This window comes from Clostridium hydrogenum (genome assembly GCF_021432385.1).
In the GTDB taxonomy this organism is placed as follows: domain Bacteria; phylum Bacillota; class Clostridia; order Clostridiales; family Clostridiaceae; genus Clostridium_S; species Clostridium_S hydrogenum.
On sequence record NZ_JAEACT010000003.1, the window covers coordinates 357119 to 379730 of the forward strand.

18 protein-coding genes are annotated in these 22612 nt (G+C 29.6%); 4 read left to right on the forward strand and 14 right to left on the reverse strand.

The window, feature by feature from the left end:
• Positions 1–403 precede the first annotated feature (403 nt).
• The 4 genes from CUEA01_RS14895 to CUEA01_RS14910 all read right to left on the reverse strand — a co-directional run bounded on the left by CUEA01_RS14895 (position 404) and on the right by CUEA01_RS14910 (position 6280).
• Positions 404–847 carry a hypothetical protein gene (locus tag CUEA01_RS14895; RefSeq protein ID WP_234122481.1) on the reverse strand — a complete coding sequence of 148 codons (444 nt, stop codon included), beginning with the start codon at positions 845–847 and terminating at the stop codon, positions 404–406.
• A 134-nt stretch (positions 848–981) separates the two neighbouring features.
• Positions 982–1767, reverse strand: a complete 786-nt coding sequence (locus CUEA01_RS14900) for a Tim44 domain-containing protein (RefSeq protein WP_234122482.1) — start codon at positions 1765–1767, stop codon at positions 982–984.
• 895 nt (positions 1768–2662) lie between these two features.
• Positions 2663–4435, reverse strand: a complete 1773-nt coding sequence (locus CUEA01_RS14905) for an ABC transporter ATP-binding protein (RefSeq protein WP_234123360.1) — start codon at positions 4433–4435, stop codon at positions 2663–2665.
• Positions 4436–4504: 69 nt separating this feature from the next.
• Positions 4505–6280, reverse strand: coding sequence for an ABC transporter ATP-binding protein (locus CUEA01_RS14910; protein WP_407929259.1), 1776 nt, complete (start codon positions 6278–6280; stop codon positions 4505–4507).
• A gap of 148 nt (positions 6281–6428) precedes the next feature.
• On the opposite strand from CUEA01_RS14910, the gene CUEA01_RS14915 reads away from it, so the two are divergent.
• Positions 6429–7286, forward strand: coding sequence for a DMT family transporter (locus CUEA01_RS14915; protein ID WP_234122483.1), 858 nt, complete (start codon positions 6429–6431; stop codon positions 7284–7286).
• Positions 7287–7693: 407 nt separating this feature from the next.
• Here the strand turns inward: CUEA01_RS14915 and CUEA01_RS14920 are convergent, their stop codons facing one another.
• The 3 genes from CUEA01_RS14920 to CUEA01_RS14930 form a co-directional block, all read right to left on the reverse strand.
• A complete protein-coding gene (locus CUEA01_RS14920) occupies positions 7694–9109 on the reverse strand; it encodes a glycoside hydrolase family 1 protein (protein WP_234122484.1) in 1416 nt (471 codons plus the stop codon).
• Between the two features lie 198 nt (positions 9110–9307).
• Positions 9308–10717: a cysteine--tRNA ligase gene (cysS, locus tag CUEA01_RS14925; protein WP_234122485.1), complete on the reverse strand. Its 1410-nt coding sequence runs from the start codon at positions 10715–10717 to the stop codon at positions 9308–9310.
• A gap of 281 nt (positions 10718–10998) precedes the next feature.
• Positions 10999–11565, reverse strand: a complete 567-nt coding sequence (locus tag CUEA01_RS14930) for a Uma2 family endonuclease (RefSeq protein WP_234122486.1) — start codon at positions 11563–11565, stop codon at positions 10999–11001.
• 188 nt (positions 11566–11753) lie between these two features.
• On the opposite strand from CUEA01_RS14930, the gene CUEA01_RS14935 reads away from it, so the two are divergent.
• Both CUEA01_RS14935 and greA read left to right on the forward strand, forming a co-directional pair.
• Positions 11754–12305: a PadR family transcriptional regulator gene (locus CUEA01_RS14935; protein ID WP_234122487.1), complete on the forward strand. Its 552-nt coding sequence runs from the start codon at positions 11754–11756 to the stop codon at positions 12303–12305.
• Between the two features lie 159 nt (positions 12306–12464).
• Entirely contained in the window at positions 12465–12929 is a 465-nt protein-coding gene (greA, locus tag CUEA01_RS14940; RefSeq protein WP_234122488.1) for a transcription elongation factor GreA, read from the forward strand.
• A gap of 37 nt (positions 12930–12966) precedes the next feature.
• Here the strand turns inward: greA and CUEA01_RS14945 are convergent, their stop codons facing one another.
• From CUEA01_RS14945 to CUEA01_RS14970, 6 genes are all read right to left on the reverse strand, one after another.
• Entirely contained in the window at positions 12967–14598 is a 1632-nt protein-coding gene (locus CUEA01_RS14945; protein ID WP_234122489.1) for a hypothetical protein, read from the reverse strand.
• Between the two features lie 32 nt (positions 14599–14630).
• Positions 14631–15620 (reverse strand): sugar phosphate isomerase/epimerase family protein, encoded by a 990-nt coding sequence (locus tag CUEA01_RS14950; protein WP_234122490.1) that lies wholly within the window; start codon positions 15618–15620, stop codon positions 14631–14633.
• A gap of 57 nt (positions 15621–15677) precedes the next feature.
• Complete coding sequence (locus tag CUEA01_RS14955; RefSeq protein ID WP_234122491.1) at positions 15678–16937, reverse strand: FAD-dependent oxidoreductase; 1260 nt, start codon at positions 16935–16937, stop codon at positions 15678–15680.
• A gap of 1 nt (position 16938) precedes the next feature.
• Positions 16939–18441, reverse strand: a complete 1503-nt coding sequence (locus tag CUEA01_RS14960) for a methyl-accepting chemotaxis protein (protein WP_234122492.1) — start codon at positions 18439–18441, stop codon at positions 16939–16941.
• A 387-nt stretch (positions 18442–18828) separates the two neighbouring features.
• Complete coding sequence (locus CUEA01_RS14965) at positions 18829–19449, reverse strand: nitroreductase family protein (protein ID WP_234122493.1); 621 nt, start codon at positions 19447–19449, stop codon at positions 18829–18831.
• Positions 19450–19549: 100 nt separating this feature from the next.
• Positions 19550–20335 carry an HAD family hydrolase gene (locus CUEA01_RS14970; protein WP_234122494.1) on the reverse strand — a complete coding sequence of 262 codons (786 nt, stop codon included), beginning with the start codon at positions 20333–20335 and terminating at the stop codon, positions 19550–19552.
• A gap of 160 nt (positions 20336–20495) precedes the next feature.
• Between CUEA01_RS14970 and CUEA01_RS14975 the strand changes: the two genes are divergently transcribed.
• Positions 20496–21260 (forward strand): DeoR/GlpR family DNA-binding transcription regulator, encoded by a 765-nt coding sequence (locus CUEA01_RS14975; protein ID WP_234122495.1) that lies wholly within the window; start codon positions 20496–20498, stop codon positions 21258–21260.
• Between the two features lie 55 nt (positions 21261–21315).
• Here CUEA01_RS14975 and CUEA01_RS14980 read toward each other — a convergent pair whose 3' ends face one another.
• A complete protein-coding gene (locus CUEA01_RS14980) occupies positions 21316–22440 on the reverse strand; it encodes a hypothetical protein (protein WP_234122496.1) in 1125 nt (374 codons plus the stop codon).
• Between the last annotated feature and the right edge of the window lie 172 nt (positions 22441–22612).

Consider the following 22612-nt stretch of genomic DNA (forward strand, 5'->3'; position numbering starts at 1 on the left):
TTTTCAATGCTATTCCCTAACATCATTTTTTTCTACACCTACCAAAGGCTATTTGATTAATCCATTACATCTTTGCTTTACAATATATAATTATTTTATAACAAATTAATATAGTAATTCTAAAGCTTTCAGCAATAAATATTGTTTCTGTACTACACCAAAATTCCGTAGGCACGGAGGAATTTTTTCCTTAAACTACTGTATAATGCGAAGTAAGTGTGTTGCAGGATGATTTAAATAAAATTTTATAAATCTTAGGTAAAAAACTTTAAAAGCCTTAGATGTTTCAATTGTCTGAGCTTCTTTCCAGCGAGTTATTGAAACTTCTTAGGTTTTTAAAGTTTTTTGCCTTGGATTTATTAATTTTATTTAATATCCTGCAATACACTTACTTCGCAATAATTTAGAGTTTCTTCATAAAATCTGGATCTGCCTTGGAAAGATCGATTCCCTTTACGTGCTTTGGAACATTAAAATTAGGGTTCTTTATTTCTCCACCAAGTTCTTTAATAATTTCTTCCGCTTTTTTCTTATTACTAGGATCCACATTTACTATAACTTTATAATTTACATCTGCTATTTCTTCAAATCCACCCATACCACTTACCATAGGACTTGCTGCACTCAAAGGTGATCTATCATCTCTACCTGTACTGGGACTTGCCGAATTAAGGACTAAATTAGAATTGCTTGGAGAAGTCAAAAAGTTTTTTGTCATACTTCTATTCTCTGCATTTATATCATAATGATCATTTATGTCTGTATAAGCATCTATACCTTCACTTTTAAGTTTACTTACAACTTTATTTGAATTTTTTATTCCACTAAAAAAAGCCTGAATTTTCATAATTTCCTCCTAGAATAAATTTTATTAATTAGTTTTTGTCATTCCGCTTTTTTTATTCATGCTTTTCTTGTGAACCAACACCAATTATAAGATTTTAGCTATTTCCGCCCTTTTATTTAGGCTATGTTTTAAATTCACATTTTTTTGTTATGTTCAACGTCTATTCCAAAGAAATCCAAATCATTAATATCATCTATTTGTTTTATTTCATCCAAAACCCACTTATTTCCGCTTCTTATAAACTTCCAATATTCTTCAAAGGCAACTCTTATATATTTTTTTCCCTCTATTACTTTGTTTGTTTCCTCATCTATAGTATAGTCTACTGCTTTTGCTTTTATATAAATCCATAAATTATCATTATCGGTTCCTTCAAGATCTTCTAACCCTATAGGGTACCATTTTAATAGCCTAACATTTTTTAAAATGTTTTTTTCTTTTTTTACTTCCATCCACTCAGTCTTCATTTTATGTTCATCATATAATTTCTTGCTCATATACTCTTTTGCCAAATCTTGATTTCTCTCCATCCAAGCATATTGTATTTTATAAAACGCTTCTTTTATATTTCTTTTCATATCTTTGTAATTCCAATTACTATCACTTTTAGCTAGGTCTTTTATAGTTAAAATACTTTGAGCCCTCTTTTTTTCCAGCCTTACCTTGAGAATAATTGTTCCTCCCACAGCAACCAAAGCAAATACCCCTATATTTAGTATATCAAAAAATGGATTAGACCTTCCTCCATAGCCTCCACCATTATATGACGCATGAGCTGAACCTCCACCACTTGCACCGCCACCAGATGACCCACCATGTCCTCCACCAGCCCTAGCAAGTACAACTATATGTCCATTAAGTACAAATAATATCAATAAAACTATTGATAATTTTTTTATAAAAGCACTATGTTTAAGCATATTTTACCTCCAAAATATATTTTAATGAAAGGCTATGTTTTAAAAGAATGTTGATATGAGCTTATGCCATTAATGGACTCTAAGAATTGCTCGTTTATAATTTGCTACCCATTTAGATGCATCGTCCTGATGCCTAAATGGCTTTGACCGTCCTAGTCAAAATTACGCAAATTATAAACGAGCAATCCTAAGAGTCCATAAAAGCCAACACATCACATCAACATTCTTTTAAAAATAGCCAAACTTACTAAAGGAACCTATATTTTAAATAAGTGTGAAAATCAACACTTATTTAAAACATAGCCTAATGAAAACCCTTTTTATGTAAATCATTATATTCCTAAATATTGTTAAAGTCTAATTTATTTAGCTTAAAACCTATAATTTTATTGCACACCTTTAACTTTTGCTTGAAGGCTTAAAAATAAGGCTATGTTTTAAAATGGGGCCGTCGCACAAAATTATTTTATAAACAAATCTTAAATATTGCGAAGCAACTCAAGTGAAAGTTTTTAACGATGCTTTGCACGTTAAAAGGTTAACTTTTTCACTATGTGAAAAGTGAAGGGTTTGACATAGCTACGCTTGCCAAAGGTGAATGGTTTTACCTTTTGTAAAAAGTAAATGTTGATTTTCCTCCGCTTTGCTATGGAAAATCTTTAATTTAAATTTATAATTTTTCCGTAGCAAAGCGGAGGAAAAATAACCTTAACTTTCGGATTTATCCGAAAAGTTAACCTTTAACGTGCACAGCATCGTTAAACCCTTCACTTTTCACGTAAGTGAAAAAGTTAGTCTTTTAATGAGCAGGGCGAAGTTAAAACCCTTCACTTGCTTTGGTTCGCAATAATTTTAAGTTATGTATTAAATAATCTTAGTGCGACAGCCCCATTTTTCAAATTTCTTCACTATTTTTAAATTGATTAAAGTACATATGATAATACTTGCCTTTCTTATTTATAAGTTCATCATGATTTCCCATCTCAATAATTCTTCCATCATCTATAACCATTATTTTATTAGCATTTCTTATTGTGCTTAGTCTATGCGCTATTATAAAGCTAGTCCTTCCTTCCATTAGCTTAAGCATAGCCTCTTGTATCTTTAATTCCGTTCTAGTATCAACACTGCTGGTAGCTTCATCTAGTATGAGTATAGATGGTTCTGTTAAAATTGCCCGGGCAATAGCCAAAAGCTGTCTTTGACCTTGGCTTAAATTTGAACCACTTTCAGAAAGAATAGTATCATAGCCATTTGGAAGCCTCTTTATAAATTCATGAGCATTTGCCATTTTAGCTGCCAGCTTAATTTTTTCATCAGAAGCTATTAAATTTCCATATTTTATATTTTCCTTTATAGTTCCTGTAAAAAGATAAGTATCTTGAAGTACAATTCCAAAACATTTTCTAAGACTGTCACGAGTATAATTTCTTACATCTATTCCGTCTATAAAAATTTCACCCTCTGTAACATCATAAAATCTTGTAAGCAAATTTACTATAGTAGTTTTTCCCGCTCCAGTAGGTCCAACAAGTGCTATAGTTTCACCTTGTTTTGCATCAAAATTAATATTTTTAAGTATATTTACATCTTTTCTATAACCAAAATATACATTTTCAAATTTCACATTACCTTTGGCTTTATCAAGTACCTTTGCATCTTCTTCATCTTTTAGTTCTTCGTTTTGATCCAATATTTCAAAAACCCTTTCAGCACCTGCCACAGCTGATTGAAGAGTATTAAATACATTTGCTAAATTATTAAGTGGTCTTACAAATTGCCTTGAATAATTTAAAAAACTTGCAATAACACCAACTGTGATCATACCTTTTACAGCTAAAACTCCACCCACACCAGCAACTGCTGCAAAACCAATATTATTTATAACATTCATTATCGGCATTAAAAAGCCTGAAAATATTTGTGCTTTTAATCCAACCTCACAAAGTCTATCATTTATGCTTTCAAATTCTTTAATAGTTTTTTCTTCATGATTAAATGCCTTTACAACGTGAATTCCTGATATAGTTTCTTCTATATGTCCATTTAATTTTCCAAGTTCAACTTGTTGACCTTTAAAAAGCTTTCCAGTTTTTTTTGCAATACTTTTAGTCAATAAAAAAACTAATGGAACTGTAATTAAACTTGCAACTGTAAGTATTGGGCTAAGTATTATCATCATAAATAGCGATCCTATTATTGATATAACACCTGACATAAGTTGAATTGCAGATTGTGATATAGTAGTGCTTACATTATCTATATCATTTGATAACCTACTCATAATATCGCCATGTGAATTTGTATCAAAAAACATTACTGGAAGCTTTTGAAGCTTTAAAAACAAATTATTTCTCATACTTCTAACAATTCTTTGACTTGATCCCGCAACTAAAAACCCTTGAATTAATGTTAAAACCGCATCTGCAATATATGATACCGTCAGTGCTATTATAGTTATAGTTAAAAGATTAAAATTTACTTTTCCATTTTTTAAGGACATTGCATCAATAGCACGCCCTATGAAGTAAGGTCCCAAAAGCACCACTACAGAATCTATTATGATTAAAGCAAAAATTATTATAATAGTTTTTCTTTCATCCCCAAAATAGCTCCATAGCCTTTTCAAAGTATTTTTAAAATTTTTAGGTTTTTCTACAGGTCCCATATTCCTTCTTCCACCTCTAAAACCCGGAATTGGAACACTTACATTAGAATTATTTTTGCTATCTGCCACTTACATCATCTCCTTTCCTATTTGAGAAAGAAAGATATCTTTATATACACTGCATTCTTTAAGAAGCTCTTCATGCTTTCCAATGCCTTTTATTTCTCCATTATCTAAAACTATAATTTTATCTGCTCCCATTACAGAAGTTATTCTTTGTGCTATTAAAATACAAGTTAAATCTTTAGCATACTTTTTTAAACTTTCCCTTATTTTTACTTCTGTATCTGTATCAACTGCACTGGTAGAATCATCTAGAATCAAAATTTCAGATTTTTTAAGCAAGGCTCTTGCAATAGATACACGCTGCTTTTGTCCTCCTGAAAGATTAACGCCGCCTTGTCCAATTTTTACTTCATAACCTTCTGGAAGTTTTTCAATAAAGTCATGTGCCATAGCAATCCTTGAAACTTCTTCAACTTCCCCAAAGCTCGCATTTTCATTTCCCCACTTTATATTATCTATTATAGTACCTGAAAATAATAAGGATTTTTGTGGAACAACAGCAACTTTATTTCTTAAATCTTTAATTTCCAATTCTTTTATATTTAATCCATCAATCTTTATCTTTCCACTTGTACAATCATAAAATCTTGGAATTAAATTTATAAGGGTACTCTTACCAGAACCTGTTGATCCGATAATTCCAACTGTCTCACCTTTACATATACTAAATGATATATCCTTTAAAACTGGCTCCTTATCCTTGTTATAAGAAAAAGATACATGTTCAAAATTAATTGTACCTTTTTCAGCACCATAGCTAACCTCTTTCCCGCTTATCATGGAATTTTCTTGAGTAAATACTTCTCCTATACGTTCACCAGATGCTCTAGCTCTTACAAACATTGTAAATACATTAGTTACCATCATCAAAGAAAATAAAATTTGTGTCATATAATTTGTGAATGCTATAATTTCTCCAACATGCATTTTTCCACTGCTTACATTAATACCACCTATCCATAAAATTGCAACAATTCCGAAATTCACTATCAAAGCAATAGCTGGAGAAAATACTGATGTTACTTTCATAGCTGAAACTGAATTTTTCGTATATTCATCATTTTTAAACTGAAATTTTTTTACTTCGTAATCAAACCTATTAAAGGCTTTAACTACTCTAACTCCAGATAAATATTCCCTCATCGCCGAATTTACTTTATCCAGCTTTTTCTGAACTTTAACAAAATAAGGATATGCAAACTTCATATTTACATATATTAAAATACCTACAATTGGTACAATAACAAATAAAATTGTTGAAAGACGCAAGTTAAGCCTTGCAGCCATTATTATACTTCCAAGACCAACAAGTGGTGCCTTAACAAATATTCTCATAAGCCCATTTACAAAATTCTGAACTTGGGTTACATCATTAGTAAGTCTTGTTACCAAAGAAGCACCTTCAAATTTATCAATATTTTCAAAGGAAAGACTTTGTATCTTTTTAAATAAGTCACTTCGCATTTCTGTTCCAAATTTTTGTGAAACATTGCTTGATACTACATTTCTAATAGAAGCTGCTATTGCCCCAACCCCTGTAACAAGTAGCATGACTCCTCCCATATCTATAACATAATTAAGATTTTTATTTGCAACACCAAAATCTACAATTTTAGACATTATTGTGGGCTGCATTAAATCGCATAATGCCTCTAATGTAACAAATAAAACCGCTGTTAAAAATCCTTTCCAATACTTATTAATATACACTTTCATATATGCCATTATCTTGTTCACCTCTTTACTTTTTGTATTCTTAAAATGTGCCAAAATTTTCATAAATAATATTATACCATGAATTTAATAGTACTATCATAAAAATAGTATTAACAAATAATAAAGCATTAATAAAATTGACCTACATTTAATAACAATATATACTATAATTGTTCATTTTTAATTTATAACAATCTAGGGGGAACTTTTTATGTATTCATGGATATGGATGGTGATTTTGTCTGGAATCTTACTAGGATTTTGGGATATAACTAAAAAAAAGGCCTTTGAAAAAAATTCTGTATTAACTGTACTAGCCTTCTATTCTTTTTTTTGTTTTATAATAGTATCTTTCGAATTTAACAACGCTTTAAAAGTAAACACAAATATTAAATTAATACTGCTACTGAAAACATTTATTGTATTTTTAGCATGGATTCTTAGCTTTACAGCTATAAAACATCTTCCTATAAGTGTAATAACACCATTTGATACAATAAATCCAATGCTATCAGTTATCTTTGGTATATTTATATTAAATGAAAGACTTTACGTACTTCAATACATGGGCATCATAATAATGCTTATTTCGTACTATTTTATTGGTAAGACAGGATCAAAAGAAGTAGTAAAAATATATAAAAACAAATACTTTTACTTTATGATATGTGCTGCACTCTTTAATGCAATAAGTGCAACCATAGATAAAATAGCCCTTAAGTCTATTAATCCAGGACAAATGCAATTCTGGTTTTGTCTATTTATGTTTTTATTTAACTTTGCGGCTATGCTTTATGTTAGGATAAGTTCAAAAGATAAAAGTTCTTTTAAATTTGATTTGTACATACCTCTTATGAGTGTAATATTGATTATTTCTGATAGAATATACTTCACAGCATTAAACATTCCATCAACTCAAATATCAATGGTTATGCCTATTAGAAAAATATCTATTTTAGTTTCAGCTATAATTGGAGGTTTTATATTTAAAGAAAAGAATCTTAAGGAAAAATTTGGATATATATGTTTGCTTATAATAGGAATTGGATTTTTATTTCTGAAAAAATGATATTGAATCGTTGCACTAATGTATTTAACTGTAAATTTTGTAATACAAATTTATTTAAACATTGCACCGAAATAAAGGTATAGTGAAACTATTAAAATAACATGGGACAGGTGCGTTAAAAAATGATGTGGTATACGAGTGTCGAAGAAATATTTTAAATAAAATTGTATAAAACTTAGTGGGGGATTTTTTGAAAGCTTTAGAACTTTCAATTGTTTGAGCTTCCTCTCAGCGAGTTATTGAAAGTTCTTAAGTTTTCGGAAAATTTGCCACTTAGTTTTATTAATTTTATTTAAGATTTCGAGATACTCGTAGACCACATTATTTTTAATGCACCTGTCACATGTTATTTGGTTTTTGCACTACACCTTTTTCAGAATGTTTAATTATTATATTATTCTTCTGTACTATTTTTTTAAGCTTTCTCCATTAGTAGCTATAACTTCTTTATACCAATCAAAGCTCTTTTTCTTATATCTTTCTAAAGTTCCGCTACCATCATCATTTCTATCTACATAGATAAATCCGTATCTCTTTTTAAGTTCAGCAGTTGATGCACTAACTAAATCTATACATCCCCAAGTAGTGTATCCCATAAGTTCAACACCATCTTCAATTGCCTCACCTACTTGAACTAAGTGATCATTTAAGTAGTTTATTCTGTAATCATCATTTACAGTCTTATTTCCCTTTTCATCTGTTATTAATTTATCAACAGCACCTAAGCCATTTTCAACAATAAATAATGGTTTTTGGTATCTATCATATAATAAATTTAGTATATATCTCAATCCCTCTGGGTCTATTTGCCATCCCCATTCTGAAGCTTTTAAATATGGATTTGACACCCCAGAAATAATATTTCCTGCACCAGATTTATTCTTTTCTGGATCTGATGTTGCACATGAACTCATGTAATAACTAAAGGAAATAAAGTCCACCGTATTTTGTAGTATCTCTGCATCCCCTGGTTCCATATTAATTTTCACATTGTTTTCCTTAAATAATCTATTCATGTATTTTGGATATTTTCCTCTTGCATGAACATCTGCGAAGAATAAATTTTCTCTATCCTGTTGCATTGCCTTAAGCACATCACTTGGTTTTGAAGTAAGAGGATAGTTTGGTACACCAAGAATCATGCATCCAATTTTAAATTCAGGGTTTATTTCGTGACCAATTTTTACAGTAAGTGCACTTGCAACTAACTCGTGATGCATTGCTTGATATAAATCCTGTTTACTTAATTTTTCTTTTGGTGTCCATATACCTGCACTCATATATGGAGCATGCAAAGCTGAGTTTATTTCATTGAAGGTAAGCCAATATTTTACTTTATCCTTATATCTAGTAAATATTGCTCTTACATAGTTTTCAAAAAAGCCTATAAGCTTTCTATTAGTCCATCCATCATAATTTTTAGCAAGTGCTAAAGGTGTTTCATAATGTGAAATTGTAACTAAAGGTTCAATTCCATATTTATGAAGTTCGTCAAATACATTATCATAAAATTGTAATCCCTTTTCATTTGGTTCTTTATCATCACCATTAGGAAATATTCTTGACCATGCAATAGAAAGTCTAAACACTTTAAAACCCATTTCTGCAAACAGCTTTATATCTTCCTTATACCTATGGTAAAAATCAATACCTATAAGCTTCATATTATCCTCTGTTGGCTCATCCGTTATAGGTCCTCTTATACCTTTTGGCATTATATCTTGGATTGATAAGCCTTTACCATCTTCATTATATGCTCCCTCAAATTGATTAGCTGCTGTAGCTCCTCCCCATAAAAATCCCTTTGGAAACTTAACTCCCATAACTATTCCTCCTAAATTTCATAATTAATAACTAGTATTTTTTCACTACATATTCAAAAGTATTCTTAAATAAAAAATACCCAAGAAACGTAGAACAATTCTTATTCTGCATTTCCTAGGTATCGCCTGCTTCACCAGTAACAATCCATTTATTTTATACTATAATGCTACCACATGGTTTTTATTATGTCAATTGATTTACTGTCTTACTTTCCACGTAGTTCCATCCTTAGTATCAATAATTTCTACATTTTCTTTTAATAGTTTATCCCTTATTTCATCAGATTTAGCCCAATTTTTATTAACTCTTGCAGTTGCTCTTTCTTTTAAAAGTTCTTCTATAAATTTAACCTTTTCATCATCTAATTTATTTTCCTTACCTTCAACTAGATTCAAACTAAAAACTGTATCAAAGTCTTTTATTAAAGTCCTTTTCTCTAAATTATTTAATTCATCATCTTTTAATACATCAAATAAAACTGTAAAAGCATTTGCTATATTTAAATCATCATCTATGCATTTTCTAAACTCAGTTTTATACATACTTATATGATTTTCATTTATTTTTTCATTTCCACTAATATTATTAATAATGTTCGCTACTTTTTTTCTTAAACTATCTAAAGACTTTTTTGTTTCCATAAGCCTTTCATAACTAAACACTAACTGTTTTCTATATTTTGATTGAAGTACATAATATCTATAATCTAATGGAGAAAATCCATCTTGAATTAGTTTATCTAGTGTTAAAAATTCTCCGTTTGACTTTGACATTTTACCATTATCCCCTGTTAGCATTTCTCCATGTACCCAATAGTTTACCCATTTGTGTCCAATTGCACTCTCTGATTGTGCAATTTCATTAGTATGATGTACAGGTATATGATCTACTCCACCACAGTGTATATCTATATTCTCTCCTAGATATTTTAGAGACATTGCAGAACATTCTATATGCCATCCCGGAAATCCAGTTCCAAAAGGAGATTCCCACTGCAATATATGCTTATCATACTTGGAATTGACAAACCATAATGCAAAATCAAACGGATTCTTTTTAAATTTATCAACCTCTATTCTACTTCCTGCCTGAAGCTCCTGCATATTTAAATTAGCTAATTTATAGTAATCCTTATATTTATCTATTGAAAAATATACATTTCCATTTGCTATATATGTGTATCCTTTTTCCTCTAATATTTTTATTAATTTTATCATATCTTCAATATGTTCTGTGGCTCTAGCCTTTATAGATGGAGCTTTTATATTTAATTTTTCTAAATCTTGCATAAATCTTATTTCATAAAATCTAGCTACTTCAAGTACACTTTTGTTTTCTCTTTTAGCACCTAATGCCATTTTATCTTCGCCAGTATCCTCATCTGACTGCAAATGCCCTACATCTGTTATATTCATCACATGTGTAACTTCATATCCATCATATTCTAAAACCTTTTTTAATACATCTTCAAATACATAAGTTCTTAAATTTCCAATATGTGCAAAATTATATACGGTAGGTCCACAAGTATACATTTTTACCTTACCTTTTTCAATTTCTTTGAATTCTTCAATGTTATTACTAAGCGTATTATATACCTTAAACATATTTTTCCCTCCTTAATAATATAAAAAACTGCAGTGTCCCTATAGTTTTCCTTATAAAACAAGAAAAACTACAGAATCAGTCTGCAGTTTATTTTTAATAGTTAATTATCTGTAAGAAATATTAAAATACACGTAATACTGCAGTTATTTTAAATTTTAAAATTTTTTCAAAACAACAACAGCAAAAACATTTCATTTTAATATCCTCCTCGCAAAATTTAATATTAACATTGTATCATAATAATATATAAATTAAAACATTAATCATCTTAAAACATAGCCTAATCAAAAATACTTTTTATATCCATTGATAATCCCTCAAATAAACTTGATTTTACAATATCCTCTTTATAATAAATAATAGGTTCATTATAAACTTCTGTTTCTTCATTAAATACAAACACATGCACATTTTTATTCTTAGGAGATACTATCCAATATTCCTTAACACCAAATTTCATATATAAATTTAACTTTTTTATATAATCATCTGAAGCATTAGACGGTGATACAACTTCTACAACTAGACTTGGAATCCCCGTAAATTCATTTTTAGTCACATCAATTTCACCACATAAAACAAATAAATCCGGTTGAACTCTTTTTATTTCTTCATCATCCTTCTGCAAAATAATATCAAAAGGTGCTATGAATGCCTTGCAAGTTTTATTATTAAAATATTTCTTAAATTCAAACAGCAAATTTCCAATTATGTTTTGATGCAGAAGCGTTGGTGTAGCTTGTAATATTATTTCACCATCTATAAATTCTGCCCTTTCCATATTGTTTGTTATTTTCAAAAATTCTCCATAAGTATATTTTTTATTTTTCTTCAATGCTCCGCCCACTCATAATCACTCCTTTTAAAGTTTCACAATGGTATATCTTTAATTATATATTATTATGCCCATAATAAAAACTTTTTTTAAAACTATATTTAAAACAGAGTACAGTGAACGTTTTAGCCAGTATCATTTATTGTGTTTTGCAAAAATCATGTTATAATAAATTGATAAGAAAGGAACTGGTAAAACTTATGAGAACTCTCAAGTACGCAATTTTAGGATTAGTAAATAGAAAGCCTATGACGGGCTATGATATAACTAAGGAATTTAATGTTCAATTGGCTGAATTCTGGAGCGCAAAACACAGTCAAATATACCCAGAATTAAAAAAATTAGTAGAAGAAAAACTTCTAGTTTATACTGTTGAGGTTACTGGTGATGTTTTGGAAAAAAAAGTTTACACTATTACGACAGAAGGCAGAAAAGAATTTTTACAATGGCTAAACAAAGATGAGCCTATGGAACCAACGCCTAAAAATATTTTTCGCCTTAAAATCTACTTTTCAAATAACTTAGATGTAAATACTAGAATCCAGCTATTAGAACACCAATTGGTTCAGCATCAGGGAAGATTTAATTTTCTATATGATAATAAGAAACAATATGATGGTATTCCAGCTCTCGATAGTAATGAATTTGGTGATTATCTTGTTTTAGACGGAGCTATTATACGAGAAAAAGCAACTATCAAATGGCTTAAAAATTGTATTAATTATTGTAAAAATGGAAAAGATGGATTGTAGTCTAAGCGTATATCATGTTTAGACTTACAATCCATCTTTTATCTATTTAACACTCACATTGTATTTTTCTCTTACCATGTTATAATAAATGAGTAATAATTGTATAAGTAAGTGAATGCAAATTATGTTTCACTTTATTTCAGGAGGTTAAATTTTTTTATGAATAATAAGTTGACAAAAGAAAACATAAGAAAATTAAAAGAAGAATTAGACTATAGATTGACTGTAAAAAGAGCCGAAATAGCAAGAGAAAAATTAGAAGCTGCTGCACATGGTGATAGATCAGAAAACGCCGAATATAAGGAAGCTTGTGCAAACTATAGAGAAAATGATAATAGAATTCAATATTTAATGACTATGATTTCAACAGCAACTTTAATAGAGGAAGAAACTATAGATAAATCAAAGCTTGGAATTAACAGTAAGGCTAAAATTAAATTTATAGAAGATGATGAAGAAGCTATTGTAACATTAGTAACCACTATGGATTTAGCCCCCGAAAATATGTGCATAAGCATAGAATCAGATTTAGGGAAAGCATTAATTGAAAAAAGAGTCCATGATGTGGTTGAAGTCAATGCCCCTGGAGAAAAATACACAGTAGAAATTTTAGAAATCCTGTAAATACAGGATTTTTTCCAAATAATGCATATACCATAATTTATACACTTTTGAAGGTAATTGTGCGATTAAAATTAGTGGAATCTGCAAAATAAACTGTAAAATAGTCTTTACTCTTTTCCTCACTTCCAAAGTTGCCTTCTACAAAATTATGTGTTGCAAAAGCTGGACCTACTTCCATCTCATCTATTCCATTACTTATATTTATATTTTCCTTTAAAACTGTTATTGATTTTCCTGCGGCTCCCTCGCATATAAAACTATCTGTTTTTATAACACTTCCTGAACTAAATCCAAGCTCAATTTTTAAAGGTACTCTATCACACCCTGCTGTCGCTATATTTACATCTATTCCCTCTTCTATTTCTTTTACTAGTACTTTTATATTTAAATCTGGTCCATATATTTTTTCTCTCTTATTGTTGTCCATTTGCCACCAGTTATTTGTTTGAGGCTTTTCTTTAAATGGCTTATAATACCATCCTACAGCTTTATATTTTAGCAAATACCCTTCATCTGTTTTTTCTATTTCTTGTGCTTTAAATTCCCTTTGATCAAAATATGGTACACCTATTTTCATATAACTTGTTAACGCACCTACTTGAAAATATAAAAAGTAACTTGTATTTTGTACTATTGAATAGCTTATTTGCCCTCTTCTTACCCTAATTATTCCTGAATCTTTATAATATTTATTGTAAGTATCTATTACTTTTGCTTCATTTACCTCATATTCTATAAGCTCTGGATGCAACATAAGAAGGGTAATAAAATCTGGTGCTCTTAATCCCTTTTCTAATACATCGTCCATTATTTTTCTTGCTACTTTACCGAACTCTTCATTCTTTCTCTTATATGCCATGTACAAATATTCAAAATAATAATACCTAGGATATACTTTTTTTCCCCTATCCTGCCTTGTAGAATTGTTAGTAAATATACTTCCATCTGGCTCAAAATATGTAAGCATCATATTTAAATTACGTTCCACATAATCTAAATAGCTTTCATCCCCAGTTTCTTCTGATAACATAATCATTGCATCATTATTTATTCTATTGTAATTACCTTCTGATCTTTCTGCATACTCTCCATATTCATTTCCATCTATTCCTTCTTTTAAGTATTCTAATGCCACTTCCTTTAATTTTTCTTCTTTCATTATGTTATAGCAAGCCATTAAAACTGATGCTATTGCCCATCTATGGTTTGGTGTGTGAAATCCTCCTTTTACTATACCATGAACTGCTTTTTTTATTATGCCATATAGTTCTTCTCTTATTTTTTTACTTTTCTCATCCTCCTCATATTTTGCTAAAAGTCTGTACACTGGTAATATTCTTTTTACGCAAAATGCTGTGTCTGGTGCAGCATAAAAATTACAATTCAAATAGTCAAAAGTTCCATCTTCTCTTTGTTGCTTTTTTACATATTGAATTGCTATCATTATTCTTTTATAAACGTTTTCATTTTTGTAATATTTGCTTTTATCATTGTGGTATAACGATATTAAATTTGTAATTCCATATATTGTACTCTTGGGTTGCACCAATTCATTTTCCTTGAGCCAACCACCATAACTTATGCTTTCCTTATCCATAACCTGTTTTTTTATAAAACTTGCTGCCCTTTTTTCACATTGTTTTAATATTATTATATAATCTTCTTTCATGGTTTCTTATTCCTTTCTATAATTTATACATATTATTTTAGTTTCAAGGCTTTTTCAAGTTTTTCATTTAATATATTAACACCTTTTTCTATATCTTCTTTTTTATTTTTTGCTCCCAATTCTAGTACTTTTATAGGTGCACCTTTAATAATATCAATAAAATTATCCACATTATTACTCTTAACATATGGTGTCCAATGATCATCTATTCCAATGCAATCATGTATATGCATTCCTAAAATCCTGTTTTTGATTTTTTTTACTTCCTGCAAATTATTAAACATACCTAAGGATTCTAATGCCGTACCATGTCCCATGTCGTACCAAAAGTACACTGGCAAGTCCTTAAGTTTATCTAAAAGATAATTTATTTCATAAAAATCTGGTATTTGCATGCATCCAACTCGATTTTCAAGTCCCAATTTTATATCATAATTCTTCGTACTTATATATTCACACAGCTCTTCCATGCTTTCTTTTATTAATTGCAAATATATAAAATGCCTACTATTTTTATATTCCATCATCTCATCAAAAAGTTTTTTATACTCATTAGTACCTTTTAAACCTTCGTTATACATGTTTTCTAATTCTTCTCTATAATCAAATTCTAAGGGCTGTGGTACTTCCCCCGGATGAATTACTACAGCCTTTGCTCCAAATCTAGCAGCCCAATCAATAGAGCCTTTAGTTAACCTTATTGCTTCTTTTCTTTTTACTTTATCAACATATCCAAGAAGCATAGAATCGGTATCATAGTTCTTATCATTAACATAAGGAAAAACGTTGTGTATACTGCTAATTTTTATTTTACCAGCTTCTATCATTGGTAATATTGTCGTAAGCATTTCCTCTGTTATCCTGTAATTTAATTCTACCGTACCAAAACCTAACTCCATTATTTCTTCTATAATTTTTTTACCAACATGGGAATTTCTCCAGTTCCATGATGTAGAAAAACTAAATTTATCGTATTTAATTGCCACCTTTAATTGCCTCTTTTCTATTATAATTGAATCCATATAAAACAAAATTAACATGGATTCAATTATAACTTATTTATTTGGTTATGCTTTAAGCTAAAAGAATCTTTCTACCAAATAATTAGAATAAGAAACACACTCTTCCATATCAGAAAAGCTCATTATTTCTCCTGCATAATATGTGTTCTTGTTACCTTGAAGTGCTTCAACTTTATCATACCAGCCATGCTTCATTTCCTCTGTATTTATATGAGGAAAGTATCTCCAACATTTATGCATTACTATATCTTTTAAATGCATATTATGAAGTTCTATGTCTTCTTCTAAATACTTCCTGCAAGTTTCTGACGTAACCTTTTCACCTTGATTTCCAAGTATATCAAACGTGATTACATTGTTGCCTTCATCTGTCCTATCGTAAAAGAATACAACATGTCCAGCTCTAGATTGAATCATATTTCCTGGAACATATGTTGATAAATGAGTAGGGTTTTCAACCAAACATGCATAGTTATAAAATTCCATATACGTTATTTTTGAAAATAAATTGCCCTCCTCTTCTGCCAAATCAACATAATTTTTTAAATCCTGAAGTGGTGATGAAAATATTATTTTATCATATTCTTCCTTGCCAAAATCAGTATATACATACACCTTATTGTCATTTCTAACCACTTTCTCAATATGTGTACAAAGTCTTACTTTTTTATTTAACTTAGCATTTAGCTGATGCCATATACTTTCAGTTCCCTCTTTCCACAAAATAAATTCTTTATTTATAAATCCCATCATTGTTGGAACATCTAAATATTGAAGTACATATGCTGCAGAAACAAGATTAAAATAACCATATCCATATCCCGTATAAGGATTAATCCACAACTTCAATACTAAGGGGATTTCATTTTTTATACAAAAATTCTCAAATGTATCGGCTAAATCAGGATGCACTTTCTCATGACCAGGCTTTTTTATGTCTGGATATTTTGTTTGAATTAAATGCTGCAATTTAGCAATTTGAAGCTTTAACTGATCCTGTTCTTCTTTAGTAAAATACTCGATATACTTTCCAGTACTACCATCAGAATATTTACCATGTATCTCCTTATGATAATATTCAATTCCCGCTTCATCCATTAATGCTAAGGATTTATAATAAGTAGGAAGACCAATTACCGCTCCCATTTCATAATACTTACCATCAAATTTAGGAGTATTGCATTTACCACCAACCCTATCAAGTCTCTCTAAAACAGTTACATCTGTGTAGCCTTTTTTTTGTAAATACCAAGCAGCTGACATGCCTGATGGACCTGCTCCTACAATACATATTTTTTCATTTAAATTTTCGCTCATTTTATATCCCCTCTTCTAATTTATAATTTTTTAGATTTTGGCATAATTCATCAATTTCTGAAATAGATTTTTTAATATAATCAATTCTGCCATTCTGCTGTTCCATTTCAGCAAATATCTCTTCAGATGAAGCCGAATTTTCCCTTGATACATCTGCCACTTCATTAATTTTACTTTGAATATCTAAAAATGCCTCATTTATCTTATTTACCACTTCATGTTCATTAGAAATATACTCACCAATATAATTAAATGCTTTGCTAAATTCACCAAACTTCTCAGTTACTTTAGTAGATATATCTTTTCCGCTTTTTACAGCTAAATTTCCATTTTTCACCGTTTCAAAGGTTTCCCTTGCCTTTTCATTTAGAACATTAATAACCTCCGAAATTTCCTTTACTGTTTCGGAACTTTCTTCTGCCAATTTTTGAACCTCTTCAGCTACAACAGCAAAACCTTTTCCGGCCTCTCCAGCTCTTGCAGCTTCTATAGATGCATTTAATGAAAGTAAATTTGTTTGATTTGATATCTCTACTATAGAATTCAAAGAGTCATTTATTTTATTTATATTTGTTTCCAATTCTCCAACTATAGAATAAGCTGAACCAACAGCTCCATCAACCAAATCTATTTCATCTTCCATCTTTTTCATTTGATCTATTCCTTCATTTACACTGGAATTAATTTGCTTAATAGCATTGTGTAGCTTGTCCGATATTCCTGTAGCCTTTTGAACTAAATTAATTGCCTCATTTGCATCAGAATTTATATTGGATGCACTATATGATTCCGTTTCTGCTCCCTTTGATATTTCTTGAACTGCAGCAGTTATGCTATCACTTGAAACTTTCGTTGTACCTATATTTTCATTGCATACTGCTACACTAGCATTTAATATTTCTGTACTTTTTTCAATTTCTTTCATTGTGTCTTTAAGTTTTTTTACCAATTCATTAGCTTTCTTTTCCTTTAATACTGAATCTTCAATAATATCCCTCCCCCACTTTGTCAAAAAATATAATACTAATATGACACCATCAATGATAGTTAGCCTTTGGAAAAACTCACTAGTAGATGCCCTAGTACCCATTACTGCAATTGGTGATATTATGTATATAATAATTAATGAAATATTAATTATTACCGAATAACTAACCAACATTTTTGCCTTAAAATATAGAGCAACCATAGATATACCACCAAAAAAAGCCAAAAATATCATTGGCTCACCATGCAGCATATACAATAAATAACAACATGTATAAAATGGCAGTAAACAAATAGCAATTCCTTTTATTGAAGCTTTAATTGGCACTAAATAAATTATGGTTCCAGCAATACCAGCAGAAACTAGTAAACCAGCCATTACAACCCCCTGTTTTTTACCTAATGCTAATATTTGAAGAGCTAAAGAAATATTTATACCCCATAAAAGTATAAAATTAATTTTGTTTATTCTTGAAATTTCAAATTTATTTTTCACTTTTGTTTCTTTTGTACCCATTTTACTTAAATTCCACCCTTCTTATTAATACATTTATAAGTAATTATACTCCTTTTATCGGTTATTTTATATAATAATTTACATTTTTTCGTATTTTAGACTTTATTATAGTAAACTTTTACACATAAAATATGCCTTATATGACATCCACCATGTAAAACTTCACTGACAAAATAAAATATAAGAAAATTAAAAGAAGGGTTGTGTCATTTCCACTTTTGGGAATTGATACAGCCCTTACACAAATTTAGCAACATGCTCACTAGATTGTTTAATTGATCTTACTACTTGATTTATTTTTACTTTACCAAAAGGCTATGTTTTAAATAAGTGTTGCTTTTTACACTTATTTAAAACATAGCCTTTTCTTGGTAAACTTATATATTTTTAATAAAATTTAACAAATTCATCAACTGGCTTTCTATAGCCCCTAACTTTGCTGCTACTCCTATCCATTTTACCCATAGTAATCATTAAAACTGGGACTTCATTTTCTGGAATACCCAAAATTTCTTTAACTTTATCTTTTTCAAAATATATCATTGGACATGTATCCCAATCCTTATTTTTTGCAAGAAGCATAAATAGCATTGCTGACAAGGATGCATTTCTTATAGCTTCATCGTGCTTAAAGCCTTCTCCCCAACCTTCATAAAGATTCTTAATACTATTTATCATAATATCATACTCAGTTTTATCAAGCATTCCTAGCATCATTGACCCCTCGTAAATTTTGTCTGCTGATAAATAAGCATTTTTGTCTCCTGTAACTATTATTGTTGCTGACGCAGTTTTAATTTTATACTGCTTAAATGCCGCATCATAGATTTTTTCCTGCTTTTTCTTATCTTCTACAACATAGTATCTTGCGTGTTGTAAATTAAAAGCAGATGGTGCTAACGAAAGTTCCTTAAATATATCGATAAAATCTTCCTTAGGTATTGTAATGCCTTCAACAAATTTATCGGCCGATCTTCTTTCCCTGACAATCTTTAAAAATTCACTCATTTTCTTTCACTCCTTTAAGACTAATCCCAATGATTGTATTATACTATATTATTTTGTGTTTAACCTTAACATTTCGATTATTTATCAAATAATTAATACATTATAAAATAAATTCTTCTATTTCCAAAGCTACACCATCATTTTTCACTGTATCTGTAACTTTTTTAGCACGACTTTTCACAAAATCTGATGCATTTCCCATAGCTATCCCACAGCCTACCGTTGAGAGCATTTCTACATCATTCTTTCCATCACCAAAAGCATAACTATACTCTAAAGGAATATTAAAAAAATCAAGCACTTTTAATAGTCCTGAAGCCTTTGTATTCATTCTTGAATATAATTCAAAAGAACTTGTTTCTTCGTTATAAATATAGTCATAATCATCATCTTCTAGTGATAGACAATAATCAACCGCATCTTTATCCTTGCAGAGCATCTCGATTTTATATATGTTTACATCTTCCAGATTATAATTACCTTTTAAATATTTTTTAGATATGTTATAAGAATCGTAAAATGAATGCAATTTCTCATATTCATCTTTGATATACGAATATTTTTCTCCTTGTAATATATATTGAATATGAAGTTTTTCAAAATTATCTACCAAGTTTTTTATATAGTACTTATTAATAGCTTTCTTATATATACATTTTTCTTTAACTTGTACATATGCACCATTAGTAAGTACAAAACCATCAAATCCAAAATTACGAAGACCATCACTTAAAAACGCATACGGTCTACCTGTTGCTATAAAAACATAATTTCCATTTGCTTGTAATGTGCGTATAGCTTTTTTTACCCTTGGAGTAATATCGGTAATCCCATTTAAACAATCCATTAAAGTTCCATCAATATCAAAAAATACTGCTTTCTTCATAACTTCTTCTTCCTCTCTAACTATTCATTATCATTTAATACAATTTACTATCATTTAATATTATTTTATTTCATTTATTACCATTTGTCAATTAAATTAGTTGCGTTTTAGCCTTATACTTGATAAAATAGAATCAAATGAGAACAAATTGGAGGAAACTATGTTTATTGAAGAAAGACACAAACATATTTTAGATTTATTAGATAGAGACGGAAAAGTACTAGTAAAAAATTTAAGTGAACAATTTCAGGTAAGCGAAAGTATGATTAGAAAAGATCTTCAATTTTTAGAAAAAAACAACCTATTACAGCGTACTTACGGCGGCGCAATTAACATAAAACGTACTATAGCATATCCTGAAACTTTATTTAAGCGTGTTGAAAAAGATACAAATTTAAAAGAAATAATTGCAAAAAAAGCATATGCTTTAATTAATGATAACGATACAATTTTCTTGGATGCTTCAAGTATTTCTTATTTTCTCACAAAGTCGCTTATACAAAACAATAAAGACATTACTTTAATAACAAATATGGTTGAAATATCATCACTACTTCACGTGGATTTAAAAATGAAGGTTATCTTTATAGGCGGGGACTACAATGCCTTTGTCGGCGGAAATATAGGTTTTCATTCCATTGAGCAAATCAAACTTTATAGCTGTAATAAAGCTTTTATTGGATGTAGTGGAATAAATCTTACAAATGGAGCTGTTAGTACTGGTTTATCTGAAGATGCAGGTACAAAAAAAACTATTATGAGTATATCAAAAGAGCTATATTTAATGGCACCAAATGAGAGATTCAATCTAGATGGGATATTTAATTTTTCAAATGTATCTGATTTTCACAGCATTATTACAGAAGCCAAGCCAAGTGATACTGTAACAAATCTGCTAAAACAATATAATATAAATGTGAAGTAAGTGTAGTACAGAAACAAAATTTATTACTAAAATCTGTACTAACACTTCCTTTTACCTATTTACCTGTATTTTGGTCTGTTCCGCCTGGGTTTGTGGTTGTGCTTGTATTTGTACCTGACCCTGCGGTTGTACCATTTGTTGATGGTTTTGTATCCGTGTTGCTAGTTGAACCATCTGTTCCTGTCTTTGTATTTGCATCCTTATTGGTTGTTGTTTGATTTTTTGTTGCATTTTGATCTGTAGTTGTTCCACCTGCTGATGCTTTTGAATCGTTGTTTTCATTTGTTCCAGCATTCGATGGATTTGCATTCGTGCCCTTATTTTGAGCTGCTCCTCCTGCCTGTGGTTTTGTTATTGTATTTGTATTTGTTTTATTCGTTGATGGTTTTACATCTGTACCTTTATTTGACTCTTTTGACGATTGTTGTGTATCACTAGACTGTTTATAATCATCAGTTCTTACAGTAGAAGTTTGCGCACTAGTGGATGGTGCTGTTCCTTTCAAACAAAACTTTACTAAGGCTCCAATAATTATAAATAAGGCAACAGATGCAATAGCTATACCTGCTTTTTTATTGTTGCTAAGCTTCTTTTTTCTATGGATTATATCTCTATCTGCTCTACCGATTGATTTTTCATTGTCTAATGGCTTATCCATAATCATTGTAAAATCATCATCTTTTTTAGTTTTACCCGGAACTTCCTGTTTTACATTTTTAGATGCATTAAATAATGAATATAAAAATCCCATTTCTTCTACAGAATCTATTCTTTTAAAGTTTTCAGGTGATCTCATTACAATAACAGGCTTATTACGGTTTTCTACATATACTGTAACTGTGAATTTATCACCCTTACTTAAAAAAGGTATATTGATATCTAAAATGTTATTTTTTATTGAAGAATCAAATTTTAATCCTTTTGTTATTTTTGCATTTCCAATACTCAAGCTGCTTTTTGAACTTTGTACATTTATAGCTAACTCATGAATTATTTTTTTTGATACATTTCTAACAGTAATAGCATATGCATAAATTCTTTTATCATCCTTTTTCATAGGTACGCAATTTCCTATATTACACAATATTCTAGGTGCTAAATTTTTAAAATACTCTAAAAGTAACCCAGAAATAATTGATATTATTATAGTTATAATTGCGGTTTTTACAATATTCATCATTTTAAATTTCGCTTCCTTACCTTCCAGATTTACTTAAGACATGTTAAAGAAAATAGCAAGTCCATCTTTCGGCTAGTTTTGCGTAATACTTCGTCACTATAGCACAATATGGCAACCATTATTAACGTGTTACAGTTCCTTATATTGCAAAAAACTATCTCTCAATTTTGAC

Bases quoted from the DNA above. Each gene is read 5' to 3' on its own strand.
- CUEA01_RS14970 (WP_234122494.1), bottom strand. From the start codon at position 20,335: ATGAAGAAAGCAGTATTTTTTGATATTGATGGAACTTTAATGGATTGT.
- CUEA01_RS14920 (WP_234122484.1), bottom strand. From the start codon at position 9,109: ATGGGAGTTAAGTTTCCAAAGGGATTTTTATGGGGAGGAGCTACAGCA.
- CUEA01_RS14910 (WP_407929259.1), bottom strand. From the start codon at position 6,280: ATGAAAATTTTGGCACATTTTAAGAATACAAAAAGTAAAGAGGTGAAC.
- greA (WP_234122488.1), top strand. From the start codon at position 12,465: ATGAATAATAAGTTGACAAAAGAAAACATAAGAAAATTAAAAGAAGAA.
- CUEA01_RS14905 (WP_234123360.1), bottom strand. From the start codon at position 4,435: ATGGGACCTGTAGAAAAACCTAAAAATTTTAAAAATACTTTGAAAAGG.
- CUEA01_RS14960 (WP_234122492.1), bottom strand. From the start codon at position 18,441: ATGGGTACAAAAGAAACAAAAGTGAAAAATAAATTTGAAATTTCAAGA.
- CUEA01_RS14955 (WP_234122491.1), bottom strand. From the start codon at position 16,937: ATGAGCGAAAATTTAAATGAAAAAATATGTATTGTAGGAGCAGGTCCA.
- CUEA01_RS14965 (WP_234122493.1), bottom strand. From the start codon at position 19,449: ATGAGTGAATTTTTAAAGATTGTCAGGGAAAGAAGATCGGCCGATAAA.
- CUEA01_RS14945 (WP_234122489.1), bottom strand. From the start codon at position 14,598: ATGAAAGAAGATTATATAATAATATTAAAACAATGTGAAAAAAGGGCA.
- CUEA01_RS14980 (WP_234122496.1), bottom strand. From the start codon at position 22,440: ATGATGAATATTGTAAAAACCGCAATTATAACTATAATAATATCAATT.
- cysS (WP_234122485.1), bottom strand. From the start codon at position 10,717: ATGTTTAAGGTATATAATACGCTTAGTAATAACATTGAAGAATTCAAA.
- CUEA01_RS14950 (WP_234122490.1), bottom strand. From the start codon at position 15,620: ATGGATTCAATTATAATAGAAAAGAGGCAATTAAAGGTGGCAATTAAA.
- CUEA01_RS14895 (WP_234122481.1), bottom strand. From the start codon at position 847: ATGAAAATTCAGGCTTTTTTTAGTGGAATAAAAAATTCAAATAAAGTT.
- CUEA01_RS14915 (WP_234122483.1), top strand. From the start codon at position 6,429: ATGTATTCATGGATATGGATGGTGATTTTGTCTGGAATCTTACTAGGA.
- CUEA01_RS14935 (WP_234122487.1), top strand. From the start codon at position 11,754: ATGAGAACTCTCAAGTACGCAATTTTAGGATTAGTAAATAGAAAGCCT.
- CUEA01_RS14975 (WP_234122495.1), top strand. From the start codon at position 20,496: ATGTTTATTGAAGAAAGACACAAACATATTTTAGATTTATTAGATAGA.
- CUEA01_RS14900 (WP_234122482.1), bottom strand. From the start codon at position 1,767: ATGCTTAAACATAGTGCTTTTATAAAAAAATTATCAATAGTTTTATTG.